Consider the following 18473-nt stretch of genomic DNA (forward strand, 5'->3'; position numbering starts at 1 on the left):
TGGAAGAAAATTTCCAAGAAATATTCAACCACGCAAAAAAATATTTGCTTTCCCTTATAAACCAATTTCTTAACTTAATGACATTGGTTTGCAACCTGAACCAAACGTTTTATACTTTCAATCCAGCTTTCTATTGGGAGAACGGTAACAATCATGCGTTTATGCCCAAACATGCAAATGCTTCGCCCCTGCACTATGCGGCAAACATTTGTTATTAGTGGAATTTTTCAAAAAACTAACGTGTTACAATATATTGAAATTCCTAAACATAGATTTAAAGCAACTTCCCGGCATTTTTTGCCAGAAACCTTCCCATTTCTTCTGACGTCACCGCTTTACTGCAAAGATAGCCCTGGAATTCATCACATTGCAGTCCCCGGAGAAATTCAAATTGTTCATCTGTCTCTACACCCTCGGCAATTACCGTAAGTTGAAGACTTTTTGCCATGGCGATAACTGCTTTTACAATTGCTGAATTAGTCGGGTCTTTATGTAAATTATGAATAAACGTCATGCCGATTTTGAGTTTTTGTATGGGGAATTTACTTAGGTAGCTTAAAGATGAAAAGCCTGTGCCAAAATCATCAATAGTGATCTGAATCCCGAGGCTTTTCAATTTGTTCAGTTTGTAAATGGTGGTTTGCAGGTTTTGGATGGCAATACCTTCTGTGATCTCAAGATCAAGGGCGTCGGGAGACATATTGGTATCATGTAAGACGTTATTCACAAAATCTATCAGGTTTTCGCGTCCAAAAGTATGTCCTGAAATGTTTACCGCTATGGGTATGGAAGGGAAGCCGGCTCTTTGCCATGTTATGTTCTGTTCGCAGGCAGTGCGCAGCACCCAGAAATCGATAGGCACAATTTGCCCCGTGTCTTCCGCCAGTGATATAAATTCTGCGGGCAAAATCAATCCTTTTTTAGGATGTTTCCAGCGCAAAAGGGCCTCTATGCCAACCAATTGCCCTGTAGCAATGTTCACCTGCGGCTGATAGTATAAAACCAACTCCCTGTTTTCCAGGGCGCGGCGCAGGTTCATTTCTTCAAGAAGCTGCTCGTAGGCTTTTTCCTGCATAGTTGAGGAGTAAAAATGATAGTTGTCCCTGCCGCTTTCCTTTGAAATGTACATGGCGGAATCAGCGTTTTTCAGCAATGTTTCCGCTGTTGTGCCATCGCCTGGATACAGGGCGATTCCGATGCTGGCGCTAATGCGAAGATCATGCTCATCGATGATTACAGGCTCTTTTGCTTTCTTTAAAATTCTCTGTATGACGTCATTTGCGTCTTCCATTCTGGAAATTTCCGTCAATAGTAGTACAAATTCGTCTCCGCCCTGACGGCTGACCGTATCTTCTTCGCGTATGCAGCTTTTTAATCTGTCTGCAATTATCTTCAGCAGGCGGTCTCCTGTGCTATGCCCCAGGGTATCGTTGACTTTTTTGAATCTGTCGATATCAATGAATGCCACCGCCAGCATTCGTTGTTTGCGATGAGCGTGTATTATTGCCATATTAAGACGGTCGTGAAATAATTCCCTGTTTGGCAAAGATGTCAGTGAATCGTAATACGCCAGATAATGGATTCTTTCTTCCGCCTGTTTATGCTCGGTGATATCTTCCATAATTGCGAGATAATGGGAAATAAATCCTTCATTGCTTTTGATAGCGGAAAGGGACAGGGACGTCCAAAAGAGTTCTCCGTGTTTTTTCCTGCTGGAAAATTCTTCCTTCCATTCTCCTTTTGAGGTGATTGTTTTCCACAATGTTTTATCTGCCGTGGATGAAAATTCACCGCCAGGCCGTATGATATCTATCAGATTTTTCCCCAGAACTTCTTCCGGTTCAAAGCAGGTCACTTTGCAGAATTTTGGGTTAATATAGTCAATGCGGCCATCCGTATCGGTGACGGCAATCATTGCCGGGCTTTGTTCAACGGCAAGGGTTAATGTACAGATCATTTCCTCCGCGTGTTTACTCCCGCTAATATCTCTTATTACGCCAACGGTTCCGACGAATCGCTTATCGTTCTTCATAACATCGGAGTCGTAATGTCCTGTCGCAGCAACCTCGATGATCTTTTCATGCTTTTTGGGCCATTTTATAACCTGAATGGTGTACTCCATGTACGAAGGGGATTCCTTTGATTTTACCCGTATCTGCAAACCGGTGGTTTTTCTTTGCCCGGTTCTTCTTTCGTCAAACAGTTTGGGCGTGGTTTTGTAGTCGCTTGTCTTCCCGGAATATTCTGATAGCACTTCGGCGCGGCTTACTTTTTTTAAATCATCAGGGTGTATCAGCTCACTAAAATGTTTGCCGATAAGTTCGTCAGGCTCGTAGCCAAAGACCTGGACTGCTTCATTTATAAAGGTAAAATAGCCGTTTGCGTCAATTCTATAGATAATATCGGGTAGTACTTCCACAAGCCGTTTATAGCGCTGTTTTCCGTCCTGCAGTTCCAGTTCGATCTGCTTACGCTCCATGGAATAGCGCATGGTGCGGGCAAGTGCGTCTCCATCTATTTTACCTTTAATCAGGTAGTCCTGCGCACCCTTCTTCAATGCTTCAACTGCAACCTCTTCATCGCCAAGGCCGCTTAAAACAACAATTGGCGTTCTTGAAGCCTGTGCCTGTATCGAACAGAATGTTTTTAATCCCTGACTGTCAGGCAGTGAAAGGTCCAGGAGAATAACGTCCGTAGCATCATTTTCCAGTTTTTTCAATGCGGAAGAAAGACGGTCGGCGCATTCAAGGCTGAAGGATACGCTTTGTATATCGTCCAGCATTTCCCTAACCAGATACACGTCGCCAGGGTTGTCTTCTACCAAAAGCACCTTTATTTCATTTTTCATAACAATAGCATCTTTTTTATTCTGCGGGGAGTTTCACAATACTAAACCAAAAGTTATGAACAGCCTGTACAATCTTTATGAATTCATCAAAATCAACAGGTTTGGTTACGTAACAGTTCGCATGGAGGCCATACGACTTAAGTATATCTTCCTCGTTGTTTGATGTGGTCAGGATTACAATGGGAATTAATTTCAGTTTTTCATCAGTTTTAATTTCTGCGAGCACCTCGCGGCCATCCTTTTTTGGCAGATTCAAATCCAGCAGGATAATATCGGGCCGTGTTGCACCGGCATATTTACCTTCCTTGCGGAGGCATCTCATCGCCTCAACACCGTCGGCAACTACCGTGAGATTGTTGTACAACTTGCTTTCTTCGAGGGCTTCCTGCGTAAGACGGACATCGCCCGGATTATCTTCCACCAGCAGGATTTCAACAGGCCTGATATTTGATAAAGTATGCATATGTGACTCATCTCCATAAATTAATTTCTTACGGGCAGTGAGAAATAAAATGTAGCGCCTTTCCCCTGCTCTGATTTTAACCATATACGTCCGGAATGGCGTTCAACAATTTTTTTGCAAATGGAAAGCCCTATGCCCGATCCGGGGTAGTCTTCTTTGCCATGCAATCTCTGGAAAACAATAAATATGCGGTCGTAATACTGCGGGTCTATTCCAATACCATTGTCGCTGACAGCGAATATCCATTCACTCTCTTTTTTCTCTGCAGAAATATGTACATGTGGCGGAGCCTCGCCGCGGAATTTAAGGGCGTTGCCGATAAGATTTTGAAATAATTGGGTGAGCTGAGATGGGTCTGCCATTACAACCGGTAAGTGATCATGGGTTATTGCCGCCCCACTTTCTTCAAGGGCTATTTTCAGGTTTTTGGCAACACGGTTAAACACCTCCGTGCAATCAACAGGTTCAAAATTCCTGGTCCTGGAAGTCACCCGCGAATATGCCAGCAGGTCATTAATGAGCTGTTGCATCCTCATTGCGCCGTCCACTGCAAAGGCGATGTATTCATTGGCATTGGAGTCAAGTTTGTCTTTATAACGGCGCTCCAGTAGTTTGGTATAACTGGTAATCATACGCAGCGGTTCCTGCAGGTCATGCGATGCGACATAGGCAAATTGCTGAAGTTCTGCGTTGGAACGGGATAATTCTTCCATAGAGTGCATCAGCTTCTGTTCCGCCCACTTGCGTTCTGTAATGTCGCGGATAATGCCAATAAAGGTAAAATATTCATCAAGGCGGGCATCTCCTATCGTTAATTCTATAGGAAAAGCCGTTCCGTCTTTTCGCAGTGCTTCCAGTTCGATAGGCCCTGTGCCAAGTATTCTGGCTTTTCCTGTGTTCAAATATCCTTTTAACCCATCTTCATGTTTTTTGCGGTATGATTCCGGCATGAGCATAATAACGTTTTGGCCAACAACCTCTTCTTTTTTATAACCAAACATCTTTTCTGCGGCAGGATTAAATAGTTCTACAACGCCCTGTTCATCGATGGCAATAAGGGCGTCCGCCGTATTTTTAACAAACGCATTGAAGCGCACTTCTTTACGCTTGCGTTCAGTGATTTCTCTTTGAATTCCAATGAAATGGGTAACGGTCCCTTCTTCGTTCTTCATTGGGGAAATGGTTGCAAATACCCAATAGTATTCTCCATTCTTTTTCCGGTTGTGAAATTCCCCCTCCCATTCGTTTCCGGAGGCAATGGTTTCCCAGAGCTGTTTGTACTGTCCGTGAGGGGTTTCTCCGGATTTCAATATGCGTGGATTTTTCCCAATGGCCTCTTCTTTGGTATATCCGGTTATTTTAGCAAAGGCAGGATTGACGTATTGGATGCAGCCCTCTGCGTCAGTAATGATAACTGACCTTGAGCCATGTTCTATACTATGGATGAGCTTGGAAAGATGTTCCTTGTTAAGCCCGTGCAGGCCATCTTCAAATAATGTAGTCATCTTCGTTCTCTTTTTCTCTTTCTATGCGTTCTTCATAATCAGTACGCCGGTTGACAGCTTTTTGTCTGCATCGAAAATCTTTATTAACCGGGCGTTTATTTTTACCGGCGGTTGTCCTTTGGAAATGGATATCTGGAAATTTGTGTCTTTTTCCTGTGCGTTGGCAAGCGCATCAACGGGCGTTGACAGCTCCATTTGCGAGAGGCAGGCAAGCATGTCCTTTTGCTCCGTTCCGGGGATTTGCAATAGTTGCTGCGCGGTTTGATTAATATTTTTAATTTCCCACTGACCGTTGACCACAATAACACCTTCCTCTATATTTGCCAGTATTATGCTGAGTATTTCTGACTCATCCTCCCTGCTTGCCGCAGTTCTCGGACGAAGCAATGATTTTACCCTTGCAAGGAGTTCTGTTTTGTTGAAAGGCTTGCTGATAAAATCATCCGCACCTGCCTCAATCCCCATAATGCGGTCGTCCATTTCATGTAAAGCGGTAATCATTATTATCGGGATGTTTTTTGTTGCCTCCTCCCCGCGCAATTTTTTACAAACTTCGTATCCGGTAATCTTCGGCATCATTATGTCAAGCAAAATTAAATCGGGATTTTCAGTCCTTGCCTTGTTTAAAGCCTCTTCCCCGTCATATGCTTCAATTACTTCATATTTGAAGGCTGTTAAAATAACTCTCAACAGTTTGACATTTTGTGTTATATCATCAGCTACCAGTATTTTTGCCATAGAATATCCGCGTTTCTCTTTCTGATAAAAGCAATGCCCGGCAAAATGCAGGAATAGCGGCAACAAAGCGCTTCTTCCTGCGTTTTGAACAGACTATTTATTTTTTTAAATATTTTTCTATAGTAAGAGGCAATTCTCTTGTATCAATAGGTTTGCTCATATATGCGTCACAGCCTGTCTCTAGTATCTTTTGTTCGTCCCCCTTCATTGCATGGGCAGTTACCGCTATTATAGGAATGTCTTTTTTACCAACATCGGCTTTTATTTGCCGTATCAATGTAAGCCCGTCAATCCCTGGAAGTTGTATGTCCATAAGAATGATATCCGGTCTTTGTTCTTTCAACAAACTTAATGCTTCCTCACCGGTAGTTGCTTCGATGACATTATATCCCTTTGCTTTAAGCACAACCCGTATTAATTTTCTGTTTTTTTCATTATCTTCTACTACCATTACATTTTTATTCGACATACATTGTTCCCTTCCTGATATATCGGTTGTATAGGAATTTTCACCAGAAAAATCTTTTATCCTTTATGATGGCTTTGTTCTATTTTCCTGATTGCCAGAAGGAGATCTTCCTCTGTATGGCTTCCCTTTTTAATCAAGGCCAGTATGTTGCCGTTTAATTCCCTTTTCTCTTCAGCGGTAATATCCTTTGCTGAGCAGATAATAATAGGGATTTCTTTTGCAACCGGATGCGCCTTCAGCCTTTCCATGACTTCAAATCCGCTGATGCCCGGCATCATCAGGTCCAGAATGATAATATCCGGGTGCATTTCTAATGCGAGATTGATGCCTGCTTCGCCGCTGTAAGCCTTTAAAACATCGGATCCCTTTTCTTTTAGAATAGTGGTTATATGCTTGACCGCCTTCTCGTCATCGTCCACAACAAGAATCTTCATGGGTTTATCTTTTATTTTTAAGGTATTGGCAACCGCATTTACTGCACCTACGAGCTGTTTTCTGCCTATGGGTTTTATCAGATATTCCGCAGCGCCCAGACTGTACCCAAGTTCTTTGTTGTCAATAATTGAAACGATTATTACCGGTATGTGCGCGGTGTTTTTATCGCCCTTTAGTTTGGAAAGGACCTCCCATCCGTCAATTCCCGGTAGCATAATGTCAAGCGTAATCAGAAACGGGTTGCATTTTTTAGCCTTTTCAACAACATCCACTCCGTCGGCCGACACAACAACATTATATCCTGCATTCGTTAAATATAAGGTAAGCAGATTGGCAGACATACGGTTATCCTCTATAACGAGAATAGTTTTTCCTTCTTTTTTTGCCGCCGGAGGCAGGGTGTGCGAACTTGTTTCTTCCTCCTCTACCCCCTCTAAAAACTGGATTTTTTGCGATTTTGTTAAGGGGAGCGCAAAATAAAATGTGCTTCCCTTACCATATTCGCTTTCGAACCAGATGTTTCCCCCGTGCATCTCAACAATCCTCATGGTTAAGGCGAGCCCCAATCCTGTGCCTTCATATTTTCTCGAAAACGAGCTGTCTGCCTGCCAGAATTCTTTAAACACCTTTCCCTGGTCATCGGGTTTTATCCCTATGCCTGAATCCGACACGGAAACCTGCATTTTCCCGTCTACAATGGCAGCATTTGTAGTAATAGTGCCATTCTGCGGCGTGAATTTTATGGCGTTTGAGAGAAGGTTGTATAATATCTGTTTAAATTTCACCCGGTCTGCTTCAATATCTTTCACATCTTCCTGTATCACCGTTTTTAACTGAAGCAGCTTCTTTTTGGCGAGGCCTTTTAAAATAGTATATACCTCCTCGATGGCGTCGGATACAAGAAACACTTCATACTGCAGTTCCATCTTGCCGGCTTCGATCTTTGATAAATCCAGTATATCGTTAATCATTTGCAGAAGATGCCGCCCGCTGCTGTGGATATCCTTGACAAAATCTTCCTGCTCGGCATTTAAATCGCCGCAGAGTTTATCTTTCAGCACCTCCGCAAAACCGATTATTGCATTAAGAGGGGTACGGAGTTCGTGAGACATATTGGCTAAAAACTCCGATTTCATCCTGTTCGCACGTTTCAGCGCAGAAACCGCCCTCTGCAAATGTTCGGTTTTCTCAGCAATACGTTGTTCCAGCATCGCATACGATGACCTCAACTTGTCCGACATGTCATTAAAAGCTTCTCCCAACTGCCCCACTTCATCATTGGTTGAAATTTCTACCTTTGTAGTTAAATCACCGGTTTTTTTAATGGCCGTGGCGGCGGCAGTTAATTTTTCTATAGGCTTCAGGAATTTGTTTGCGGTGAAAAATATAATGACCACTACCAGTAAAATGCTTGCCGTTCCAATAATAATGAAAAATATAATAGCCGCGGCATACCGCTGTTCAGCGATTTCTTTTGGGATAATGACGCTGAGCGCCCCCCTTATTTCTCCCAGTTTGTAATCATAACCCGCATCATAATAATCCCGCACAACCGATGGGGCATTTTCTTTTGGCCCATGGCAAAGAAGGCAGTCTTCTGTTACATATAACGGGTATAGGTATCGTTCCACTCTTTTCCCATGAAAAACCTCATCTGCCCAGTATTCCGCAATAGTGGGATCTTCTTCCATTTTCCTGAGTATTTCTTCTTCGAATGGATCGGGTTTGTTTTCTTCATTCCGGTATCTTAAGCTCGTCTGTTTAATGATATAACCCGTTTTTTTTGCAAAATTTTTACTGATGGCGTTTGTGGCAACGGCAGGAATAAATTTTTTTGTTTGCTCGTTAAGTTCTATTGTATGCATGATGGAGGCAAGATAATTCCTTGTCGTTTCCAGTTGTATCACCAGCATTCTTGCCTTTCCCCTGATTTCTTTTGTGAATTCCAGGCGTGTCTGTTTGTAGATAAAAAATCCCACAATACCGTTCAACGCAATCAGTAAAACTGCCAGAATGATTACCAGTTTATGTCTTATTTTCATGTTTCTTTTTTAACAAGAATAGCCCCTAACGGACAACACCTTTCAAATCCTTCCTCAACATCCCACGTACTTGTTTTCTCCGGAACAAGGCGTGCCTTATCATTTATAAGAACAATTGCTTCACCGGCTCTTACTGCGCAAATTCCGCAGCCAACACATTTATTTTTGTCGATATTTACAGAGATAGCCGCACCATTTTTCTTTAAGATTACGTGATCGGCATACTGGCGGGCGTCTTGTTCCTCAAAAGAAACAAGGTTTCCTGGCAGATGTTTTTTTATTTGCTGCCTGCCATCCCTTTCGCGCAGAAATATTGACCTGCCACATTGCCCGCAGGTATGCAGTTCCTGTAATTTTTTCAGGTAGTCCATGACTGTTTGAACGACGGTGGCGTGGCTCCATGTTAAGGGGGAGACAGACATCGGCTCTCCGGTAAAAGGGTTAATTTGTTCTGCAAGCACGCCGGAAGGCAATGCGCGTGAAACAACCCATTTTAAATAGTATATTGCCCTATCAAGGTCTTTTACGGATCTTGTAATTGCAATATAATACTGCGCCAGCCACATAGTGCAAATAATCCAGGGGTTCCCGGGAATTGAGTCATCATTGCCGGCACGCTGATAATAATCCCTTTCGTATCGGGCAATTCCTCCTATTTCTGTCTTTACCCACAAGACTTCTTCAATTGCCTTCATAGTGTTTTGTATTCTGATATCATCCGGAGGGTAGGCGCCAAAGGCAAACAGTCCATAAAGACTCGCATCAATAGTTTCGTCTATTTCAAATCCACCTTCTTTTTTCGGAACGACCATTCTTAAAAACCGGTTAAGCTTTTCGCTATAAAGGTATTGATCCATCGCTTTTTTAATTTTTTCAGCAGTCTGCCGGTATAGTTTTGTCTTTTCCGTGTAATTGAATATTTCTGAGAGCCTGGACGCGGCCATCAGGCCTCCATATACGGTAGCTACGGTAAACGATAAAATACCGCGTCTTTCTTCCCAAAGATCATACGAAGGGAGGGGCAATCCCGTTTCATCATCTCTGTAGCTTACAAGAAAATCTGCGGCCTTTTCAATAAACGAATGGTATAGCGGGCGTATTACATCGATTTTCCGATACATGTCATAATATTGGCCAATCGCCCAGAGAAGAAGGGCTGTTTCGTCTTCCTGGATAGGCACATGTATTTCTTCTCCTCTTACCCAGGGATGCCACGAACTGCCGAATGAACCGTCAGGGTTGTATTTGTGCAATAAAAAGCCGTCTTCGACCATAACACTTGCACAAAAGTTGTATGGTGCAACCACGTTCGTGCAAAAATCAAAAAACTTTCTGCAGACAGTGGTATAGCCAGCGCTCATGAGCGCATGGGCAACCAAAGCGCCATCCCTTGGCCACATATAACTATAGGTATCTTTTGCGTATTGACGGATATCCGAATCATTTGCAGCAATAATTGCTCCGCCGTTGTCGATCTGTGTTTTAAGCACCAACAAACTGCGTTTAAAGAGATTAATTACTTCCGCAGGAAGGTTCCCATAGTTAAATTCCTCCTTATTGACCCAATGTTTCCAGTAGCTTGCAGTACGGTCGAGTATGGCTTGCGGCTTTTCGCTTAAAAGAATATTGTTTAACGAATTTACTTCGGCATACGTACAGCCAGCGGCAATCCAATAGTATGCAACCGATTCTCCCATAGGAGGGATTTTCAGGGAAATGCCTATTGTCGAATCCACCGATCCTTGTGCAATGGGATTGCCGCCCAAAATGCCGTCTTCCGCATCACGCCAGGTGCCTTCCGCCCCCTGGTGCCGTTTTATTCCGGTAGCATATTCACGCACCCCCCATACGTCTCCGGCTGAACAGTTGATTAAAAAGTAACGGGGACCCTTATAATGAATGAGGCAGTTTTGTTTTGCGTCGTAAAAAACCGTATCGCCGATTTCATTTTCCATAACACTCAGATCCTGATGGAAAAAAAGGCGTACTTCTCTTTCTGTTGGGGCGGAGTTTTTAATTATCATTTTCCGCAAATAAATATTTTTCTCAAAATCAACTACATCGTTACACATGAGTTGAAGGCGCAGTTTTTCATGGTGGAGGAACACAGAGGTCACCAACGTTTCGTCAAGATACCCTAAAGAAATATTCCATTCTTTGGAATTAATCCACGAAAAACCTTCCTGCGTCCATAGCCCAAACCGGCATGGATAACCCCTGGTATGGTTTTCCTTTCCAACATAAGGGAAGTAAAAATCCCGAACCGAATAGCTTGAATCAAAGGTCACCAATAATGATCCGTTTCCAACGGGAATATCTCTGGGCATAGTTGCAAACCTTTTAACTTTAGTGTAATAGCCGAAGGCAAAGAATCATTTTGCTCTTTGCCGGAAAAGACCGAAAATACGTAACACTTTAGCCTTTTGAAAAATTCCAATACTAGCGATGTTTGCCACCCGATGTAGGGACGACGGGTGATGGGAGACGGACGATGGACGAGAAACGAGAGACGAAGTATGTCCATCGTCTCTCGTCCTTCATACTTCGTCCGTCGTCTATCGCTCTTACGTTTTTCAAAAAACTAAAGTGTTACAATTATTTTATATTTCCCAGGGGATATCCTCGTCTGAAAAAAAGAATTCCTCTCCGGCGAGCATATCAAGCTCGGTCAAAGATTGATCTGCATGCATTTGTTCCGCGCTGGCAAGGGTTTCAAATAATCTTTTTTCTTCCGGTGTTTTGGCGGTAAAAGCAGCATTTTTGTAAAATTGGTATGCCTTATTTTCCGCCTTCGCAATAAGCCTTACAACATCAATGAGAGCTGCATTATCGTCATGTTTTTGTATATCAAGTGTATTTTCGGGTAAACTGATACTTTCAGGATCAAATGTTTTTCCATAGGCATCTTCGTACCAGGAAATAAGTATTTCTTCATGTTCCTGTTCTGCGTCAGCCATTAGCTTTAAACGCTTTTTGGCGTCTTCATTTCGTATTTGTTCCCGCATTTTCAAATAAAACTTTTTCGATCTGTTTTCCTGCACAATTGCAGTTTCGAGTATTTTTTTCAATGCGTCGCTTTTCTCATTTACCATTTTTCCCTCAAAATACAGCGTAAATTTGCCAGGAGATCAAATACAATTGTAACAATTTGGTTTTTTGAAAAAGTAGGGGCGAGGCATTTGCCCGTTTGGGTATAACTGCATTTATAGCAAATGCTTCGTCCCTACACTATGCGGCAAACATCGCTATTAATGGTTTTTTTCAAAAAATTAAGGTGTTGCTAACAATTAATTTTAATTGTTAGAAGTATACCATTTTAATGGATTTTTTTAAAAGATGAATTTTTTGAGAAAAAAAATGCCCGTTAACAATAAAAAAGAAACGAAATGGCTAATGCTGTAAAGTCCATGACCAGTATGGGAAGCTAATTCCGGGGACACTTTACTTTAATCCTGCAAAATAAAATCCAGAACGTCTGAAGCGCCTTTTTTGTCAAAAAGTGCCCAAGTGATTAATTATGGTAATCGCGGAAGTGGATGTGATATGGTCACTATTTTTCAGGGAATTTATTTGGAATGCTAAACGAATACTTCTTTTCGGATTTCGTGCTTGTTTAAATACTCGTTCCCAAGCTGGAGCGCCTGGGAACGAGACAGACTATTTAATTACTTGCAGGATATACACTTATACGGCGTCTCGTGTCAAATTTTACCACGCCTTCTATCATGGAAAAAATCGTATAATCTCTCCCAAGTCCCACATTTTTGCCTGGCCTGAATTTAGTGCCGCATTGACGAACTATGATTGCGCCGGTTGTCACGGATTGGCCGCCAAATTTTTTAATGCCTCTCATTTGGGGGTTGCTGTCTCTTCCATTCCTTGAGGAACCTTGTCCTTTTTTATGTGCCATTTTTTTCTCCTCTTAAATTAACCATACGGCAGATACGGACAAACATGTTGTCCGCGCCACCCTGAAAAACTGCGTTTATACAAAATGTACTTCCCGTGTATTAAAATAGTATCTGCACTATTTCCTGAATTGCTACCCGGCAATTATCTCTTTTACTTTGATTTTTGTGTATTTTTCACGATGTCCGCGTTTTCTCATAGACGCTTTTCTCCTTCGAAACTTTATCGTCACGCATTTTTTATCTTTTATTACACCTTTTACCTCCGCAACGACCTTTGCATTTGCAGCGCTGCCAAATGTTGCATTTCCGGATTCATCGGAATAAACCAGCACATTGTCAAACTCCAGATCATCTCCAACTTTGGCGTCCGCCTTTAAATCAATACAAAACTGTTCTCCGGTTCTCACCTTATATTGTTTGCCCCTGTCGTTTATAATAGCATACATCTCTCTATTTCTCCTCCTTGTCTTAAAAACTAAATTAAAAATTATACGGTAACGGGTTCACCCTTATTATCAAAATAACGAATATCTATTTTGCCATATTCATTTGCTGTATCGGTAAAAATAACTATTTTTTTGTTATACGCATCTTCAATCTCCGCCATTTGTTTTCTTTTCTGATTCTGTAAATAATTGACTACGTCGTTATTTGAAGTTATTTCAATCCTGACGACTTGCGGTAAATGTAAAGCAAATTTTACATCTCTCATGATATTTAAACACAGAGATTCTACTGTTTTTGCGTAACCTGTTCCGCAGCAAAATTTACATTCTTCAAACAAAACGTCTCTCAGGCTTGGCCGGATTCTCTGCCTGGTGATTTCAATTGTACCAAATTTTGACATTTTCAGCATCTTTGTTCTTGCCCGATGTCTCTTCAACGAATCCGCAATTGCCTTCTCAACCGCCTGGATATGTTTTTCATCCCGCATATCTATAAAATCGATAACAATTACTCCCCCTAAATCCCGCAGTCTTATTTGGCGTGCAATTTCTTTTGCCGCAATCATATTCGTCCTGAACGCCGTCTCTTCGGGATCGCATTTCCCTTTATATTTACCGCTATTCACATCAATCGCAACTAATGCTTCTGTCTGTTCAAGAACGATTGATCCGCCATGCAGCAGCGGAATTTTTCGTGAGTTTATTTCTTCAATGGCATTTTCAATTCCAAAATTATGAAATAATGGCTTCTCTTTGTTGTAGAATTTAAGCTGTTTTTCATATTTAGGCATTATTATTCGCAGAAACTCTCTTGTTCTTTTAAAAACAGATTCTGAATCTACGATGATTTCGTTTATGTCCTGGCTAAATATATCACGAATTACGCGAATCACCAAGTCGCTTTCCTGATAAATTACGCCTGGTGCGTCAATCTCTTTCGACTTTTTACAGATATTCTTCCAAAGCTTCAACAGATAATGAAAATCTTTCTGTAGTTCTCTCTTTGTTTGTTGCACACCGGCGGTTCGAACGATAAAACCAATATTCTTCGGGGGATTTAAGCTTTCAAGGATTTTCTTTAACCTTTGCCTCTCTTCTTCCTCGGTTATTTTCTTGGAAACGCCGTAACGCTTTACTTCCGGCATTAAAACCAGATATCTGCCCGGCAAACTTATATAGGTGGTCAAACTGGGTCCCTTTGTCCCAAGGCTTTCCTTTGTTACCTGAACCAGTATCTCTTTCCCTTGTTGCAAAACATCGCGTATCCGATGGTGTCTTACAGGGGGGAGATCCGCTTCTTCTCCCTGATTCTTTCCTTCTGACGGGACCAACACATCGGAAGCGTGGAGAAATCCGTTTTTTTTGAGTCCTATATCAACAAATGCCGCTTCCAGGTTTGGTTCTATATTAACCACTCTTCCTTTGTAAATATTCCCTGCAATCTGCTCACGGGAGCTTCTTTCAATATACAATTCCTCAAGAATGTTGTTTTCCAATATAGCGATACGACACTCTTCAGGTTCAATCGCATTTATAAGCATCCTTGTTTTCGTTTTCGTTATTTTTTCCATTCTTTATACAGAAGAGATATTCACTTCCGTCCTGATAATTTCGAAAAGCTCGTTATTTATATCGACCCCAAGGGCGCTTACTACTTCTTCAGGCCTCGGCATCCCATCCGGCGTCAATCGGAAAGTTAAAAACAGGGCGTCATTCTCCCTCCCGATTTTTTGAACAGAAGCTCTGATTTCTACGGATTTTTGCCCCTCTTTTTTCATGCGTTTTATTATAATAGAATGTTCGGTCAAGAAATCTTCAATTTTTAAGGTTTGCAGAATATCTTTATTTTTAAAAATAATCTTATATGTCACATTATCAACAGCGCCTCTTTCCGATAGTGGTATCTGCCTGGCGGAAACAATGCGAATCCCTTCCGGCAATTGCCTGCGAAACCGTTCCGCCACTAAATCAAGCGGTTCGTGATGGAGCAACTCCAATTCCAAAATTTCATCTTCTCCGCTCATACCAACACCAAGCGCTAACGGCATAGATATTTTTGGGTGTGGATTAAAACCTTTGGACATTGCGATGGGGATATTTGCCCTTCGTATTATCCGTTCAATGGTTCTCATCAAATCATTATGGGAAATAAACCGGATATCCCCTGATTTGGAAAAACGAATGCGTATTTTTTCTACTATGGCCACTTATCCTTCATAAAACAGTAATGTAAAAAAAAACAACTTTACCATAAAGATATACACTCTTAATATACTTCCGGTAAAATTTTTCTTACAAAATTATTAAGATATTTTTTGGTTTTTTCAGGATTGTCAAACTTAAAAATAGTTTCTGCAACGTCCCTGGCTTCTTCAAAAGAAACAGACCGGATAATCTTTTTCATCTCGGGGATGATTGTTGCCGGAGCGACGCTAAACTCTTTCAGACCAAGCCCTACAAGGGGAATCGTATATTCCAGTTCCCCTCCCATTTCGCCGCAAATTCCAACAGGAATATCATTTTCATGTGCAGCTTTTATCGCAAATTTCAAAAACCTTAAAATCGCCGGATGTACAGGACAATATAAATATGCCACCCGTTCGTTGTTTCTATCAACAGCCAAAGAATATTGGATAAGATCGTTCGTGCCTATGCTAAAAAAATCGCATTCTTTTGCCAACATGTCTGAAATCATAACAGAAGAAGGGACTTCCAGCATCGTTCCCATTTTAACGTTTTTATCAAAGGGAATGTTTTCTTTCTCCAGTGCTTCCATCGTCTCATACACCATCTGTTTTGCCCGCCTCAGTTCCTGGATGGAAGAAATTAATGGAAACAATATTTTCACCTCTCCCAGAGCAGAGGCCCTCAACAAGGCTCTAAGCTGTATTTTGAATATGGAAGGGTTTTCAAAACAATAACGTATAGAACGACACCCAAGGAAAGGATTTCCCTCTTTTCTATGCTCCAGGTATGGCAGCTTATCTGCGCCTAAATCAAGTGTTCTTATGATAACAGGTCTTCCCTTTAATTCCTGAACAACAGTAGTGTATGCCTCCAAATGCTGCTCTTCTGTCGGAGGCGTTGGAGAATTCAAATAGAGAAACTCCGTTCTGTAAAGACCTATCCCCTCCGCACCGTAGTTTAAATTTACACCTATTTCCCGTGGAAATTCAATATTGCCATAAATGGAAATATGCCTTCCGTCCGCCGTGGTAGAAGGTTGGTCTTTTAGTTCTATCGCCAGTTTTTTCTCAAAAACATCGATACTCTTTACCTTACTTTGGTACGTTGCTAACGTCTCGTCGTCCGGCCTGACAATTACCAATCCCCGGTTTCCGTCTACAATTACGATATCACCTCCAAAAACATCCGAGGTAACCGTGCCAAGCCCTACCACTGCAGGAATCCCCAATGCACGCGCAACGATTGCCGTATGAGAAGTACGCCCGCCGCCATCGGTGGCAAAACCCTTCACTTTTTGAGGATCAAGCATGGCCGTTTGGGAAGGGGTAAGGTCGTGCGCCACTAAAACTACTTCTTCCTCAAGATTTTTAAGTTCTTCCCTCTTTTCACCCAACAAATTTCTTAAAAGACGGCGCTCAACATCAAAGATATCTGTTACCCTTTCCGCCAGGTATGAATCTTTAATATCCTGAAATTTCCTGATATATACACGCAAGGCGAGAGAAACTGCAAATTCAGGCGTAAAGTTGGTTTTCCGTATTCGTTTTATAATTTCATCTTTCAACCGTGCATCCTGCAAAACCATTCTGTGGGTGCCGAAAATGGACCCTATTTCAGAACCTAAATTCTCGGAAACCTTCTTTTCCAAATCCTCTATTTCTTTTTTAGAGGCGTCGATCGCTTTTTCGAGTCTGCAGACCTCATCTTCAACTGCATCATTTTTTATAACGTGGCGTGGTATCCGGAAGCCTTCGCTCTCAAACAAAAAAGCCTGCCGGATCACAACACCCGGTGAAACGGCAATGCCTTTTCGGATTTCCATGAATTCTTCTTCAAACTTGCTCTTCACCAGTTCTTCCAGAGCGTCCAGTGCTTCTGCACAATCCACCCCTTTAGCACTTATTAATAACTCCGTGCCATTTTCCGCACCAAGCGTTAAAAGCTCAATGATGCTTTTGCCATCAATATTTTTACCCTTTGCTTCCACGCGAATCTCAGAAGTATATTTATTGGCAATTTCAGAAAATTTGGTTGCAGGCCGCGCGTGCAGACCATTTGAATTCCATATCTTCACTTTCCGTTCAGATATTTTGGAGTTTACAAAGAAAAAATCCATTATACGTTTCTCTACAAAACTACAATAAAATACTGTATATAATAAATAGTATAGTATGGTAAGGCTTGAAAAACTGGAGAATAAAAAACTTTCACCCTTGCGTTAGCTTGTCCGTCGCTATGCAAAAAATTAGTCCGTCAGCCGTTCTCTGTAATAACTTATCAGCAATTTCTTTGCATTTTTTGGCAAAATATTTAATGGTCCCTTATGCCGTCAGCAATCTAAAGTCGGCAGTCGGTGGTGGGCCAATGACCAATGACTGTTTGGTTCTGGTTATGCCAGCTTGGGTATTGAGGAATAAAAGCACCTCGCCGATGTTACACCTGAATACCGTCAACTTCCTTCAATGTATCTACCATCCCTTCAATGCCTTTTGCTTCACGCATAAAGCGACGGAAATCATTATCTCTGATTGCGGTAGATATTTTCTCTAAAGCGGCGAGATGTGACCCGGTGGAATCGGTGGGGGAAAGCAGCAGAAAAAACAGGAATACGGGTTCGCCGTCCAATGCATTAAAATCAACCCCTTTTGTAGAACGGGCTACAGAACCTATAACATTTTTAATACTTTCATGCTTTGTGTGGGGCACGGCCACTCCTTTGCCTATGCCCGTACTCCCTAATTCTTCCCTTTTCATAAGGGCTTCAATAATTCTTCCGACATCTTTTGCATCGATTTTTTTCGCATCCCGAAGAGCACACACCATCTCCCTGATGACTGCTTCTTTTTCAATGGACTGTATTTCTGTTATAATCGCCTCAGATACAATAAAATCAGTTAATTTCATTACCCTTGCACCTCCAATAAGTATTCTATTACACCTCTTGTTTGCCTTCGGGTTCTACTGCTCCCCCAACGGAATGCTTCTTTTGACGAACAATTTTAGATTCTATTTTCCCCTTGTGTTTCTTCAATTGCGCAACTACTTTATCCACTACAATATCTATAGAACGGTACATGTCTGCATTTGACGCCTCTGCCACAATGGTGGGCCCCCTTGAAACATTGACAACCATTTCGACAAGATGGCTGCTATCCCCCCCTATGTCCAGCGTTACCTGTACATGCAAAATCCATTCAAAGAATTTTTTCATTTTTTCCGTTTTTTGCAAGGCATAATTTTTTATTGCTTCCGTAATATCCAAATGCCTGGCAACTATTGTTATATTATCCAAAGCACAATTCCTTTCTTTAAATAAAAAATATTCACTTAAAACCTTTACATTTTACTGATATAAGACTTTCCGTCAAGGAAATTAAAGCAGAATCCCTAAATTGGCATAGCCAGAACCAAACAGGCGTTAGTCATTAG

15 protein-coding genes are annotated in these 18473 nt (G+C 41.7%); all 15 read right to left on the minus strand.

Features of this window, described 5'->3' with window-relative positions:
* Positions 1-274: 274 nt before the first annotated feature.
* Positions 275-2848: an EAL domain-containing protein gene (locus ABJL82_RS07050; protein WP_347274029.1), complete on the minus strand. Its 2574-nt coding sequence runs from the start codon at positions 2846-2848 to the stop codon at positions 275-277.
* A 16-nt stretch (positions 2849-2864) separates the two neighbouring features.
* On the minus strand, positions 2865-3311 hold the full coding sequence (locus tag ABJL82_RS07055) for a response regulator (RefSeq protein WP_347274030.1): 447 nt from the start codon (positions 3309-3311) through the stop codon (positions 2865-2867).
* A gap of 20 nt (positions 3312-3331) precedes the next feature.
* Positions 3332-4816 (minus strand): PAS domain S-box protein, encoded by a 1485-nt coding sequence (locus tag ABJL82_RS07060; protein WP_347274031.1) that lies wholly within the window; start codon positions 4814-4816, stop codon positions 3332-3334.
* 21 nt (positions 4817-4837) lie between these two features.
* On the minus strand, positions 4838-5620 hold the full coding sequence (locus ABJL82_RS07065; RefSeq protein WP_347274032.1) for a response regulator: 783 nt from the start codon (positions 5618-5620) through the stop codon (positions 4838-4840).
* A gap of 31 nt (positions 5621-5651) precedes the next feature.
* Complete coding sequence (locus ABJL82_RS07070; protein WP_347274033.1) at positions 5652-6023, minus strand: response regulator; 372 nt, start codon at positions 6021-6023, stop codon at positions 5652-5654.
* Positions 6024-6079: 56 nt separating this feature from the next.
* Positions 6080-8500 (minus strand): response regulator, encoded by a 2421-nt coding sequence (locus ABJL82_RS07075; RefSeq protein ID WP_347274034.1) that lies wholly within the window; start codon positions 8498-8500, stop codon positions 6080-6082.
* On the minus strand, positions 8497-10827 hold the full coding sequence (locus tag ABJL82_RS07080; protein ID WP_347274035.1) for a glycoside hydrolase family 15 protein: 2331 nt from the start codon (positions 10825-10827) through the stop codon (positions 8497-8499). The genes ABJL82_RS07075 and ABJL82_RS07080 overlap by 4 nt, the downstream gene beginning before the upstream one ends.
* A 273-nt stretch (positions 10828-11100) precedes the next feature.
* Positions 11101-11592 carry a ferritin family protein gene (locus ABJL82_RS07085; RefSeq protein WP_347274036.1) on the minus strand — a complete coding sequence of 164 codons (492 nt, stop codon included), beginning with the start codon at positions 11590-11592 and terminating at the stop codon, positions 11101-11103.
* A gap of 569 nt (positions 11593-12161) precedes the next feature.
* Entirely contained in the window at positions 12162-12410 is a 249-nt protein-coding gene (gene rpmA / locus ABJL82_RS07090; protein ID WP_347274037.1) for a 50S ribosomal protein L27, read from the minus strand.
* A 132-nt stretch (positions 12411-12542) separates the two neighbouring features.
* On the minus strand, positions 12543-12857 hold the full coding sequence (gene rplU / locus ABJL82_RS07095; protein WP_347274038.1) for a 50S ribosomal protein L21: 315 nt from the start codon (positions 12855-12857) through the stop codon (positions 12543-12545).
* A 41-nt stretch (positions 12858-12898) separates the two neighbouring features.
* Positions 12899-14428 (minus strand): Rne/Rng family ribonuclease, encoded by a 1530-nt coding sequence (locus ABJL82_RS07100; protein WP_347274039.1) that lies wholly within the window; start codon positions 14426-14428, stop codon positions 12899-12901.
* Positions 14429-14431: 3 nt separating this feature from the next.
* A complete protein-coding gene (locus tag ABJL82_RS07105) occupies positions 14432-15064 on the minus strand; it encodes a TIGR03936 family radical SAM-associated protein (RefSeq protein WP_347274040.1) in 633 nt (210 codons plus the stop codon).
* Between the two features lie 59 nt (positions 15065-15123).
* A complete protein-coding gene (gene ptsP / locus ABJL82_RS07110; protein WP_347274041.1) occupies positions 15124-17160 on the minus strand; it encodes a phosphoenolpyruvate--protein phosphotransferase in 2037 nt (678 codons plus the stop codon).
* 317 nt (positions 17161-17477) lie between these two features.
* Positions 17478-17948 carry a PTS sugar transporter subunit IIA gene (locus tag ABJL82_RS07115; protein WP_347274042.1) on the minus strand — a complete coding sequence of 157 codons (471 nt, stop codon included), beginning with the start codon at positions 17946-17948 and terminating at the stop codon, positions 17478-17480.
* A 28-nt stretch (positions 17949-17976) separates the two neighbouring features.
* Positions 17977-18336, minus strand: coding sequence for a ribosome-associated translation inhibitor RaiA (gene raiA / locus ABJL82_RS07120; RefSeq protein WP_347274043.1), 360 nt, complete (start codon positions 18334-18336; stop codon positions 17977-17979).
* Positions 18337-18473 lie beyond the last annotated feature (137 nt).

This window comes from Candidatus Kuenenia sp. (assembly GCF_039794105.1).
In the GTDB taxonomy this organism is placed as follows: Bacteria; Planctomycetota; Brocadiia; order Brocadiales; family Brocadiaceae; genus Kuenenia.

Coding starts and splice junctions, on each gene's coding strand:
- ABJL82_RS07050 (WP_347274029.1), bottom strand. CDS start 2,848: ATGAAAAATGAAATAAAGGTGCTTTTGGTAGAAGACAACCCTGGCGAC.
- ABJL82_RS07055 (WP_347274030.1), bottom strand. CDS start 3,311: ATGCATACTTTATCAAATATCAGGCCTGTTGAAATCCTGCTGGTGGAA.
- ABJL82_RS07060 (WP_347274031.1), bottom strand. CDS start 4,816: ATGACTACATTATTTGAAGATGGCCTGCACGGGCTTAACAAGGAACAT.
- ABJL82_RS07070 (WP_347274033.1), bottom strand. CDS start 6,023: ATGTCGAATAAAAATGTAATGGTAGTAGAAGATAATGAAAAAAACAGA.
- ABJL82_RS07075 (WP_347274034.1), bottom strand. CDS start 8,500: ATGAAAATAAGACATAAACTGGTAATCATTCTGGCAGTTTTACTGATT.
- ABJL82_RS07080 (WP_347274035.1), bottom strand. CDS start 10,827: ATGCCCAGAGATATTCCCGTTGGAAACGGATCATTATTGGTGACCTTT.
- ABJL82_RS07085 (WP_347274036.1), bottom strand. CDS start 11,592: ATGGTAAATGAGAAAAGCGACGCATTGAAAAAAATACTCGAAACTGCA.
- rpmA (WP_347274037.1), bottom strand. CDS start 12,410: ATGGCACATAAAAAAGGACAAGGTTCCTCAAGGAATGGAAGAGACAGC.
- rplU (WP_347274038.1), bottom strand. CDS start 12,857: ATGTATGCTATTATAAACGACAGGGGCAAACAATATAAGGTGAGAACC.
- ABJL82_RS07100 (WP_347274039.1), bottom strand. CDS start 14,428: ATGGAAAAAATAACGAAAACGAAAACAAGGATGCTTATAAATGCGATT.
- ptsP (WP_347274041.1), bottom strand. CDS start 17,160: ATGGATTTTTTCTTTGTAAACTCCAAAATATCTGAACGGAAAGTGAAG.
- ABJL82_RS07115 (WP_347274042.1), bottom strand. CDS start 17,948: ATGAAATTAACTGATTTTATTGTATCTGAGGCGATTATAACAGAAATA.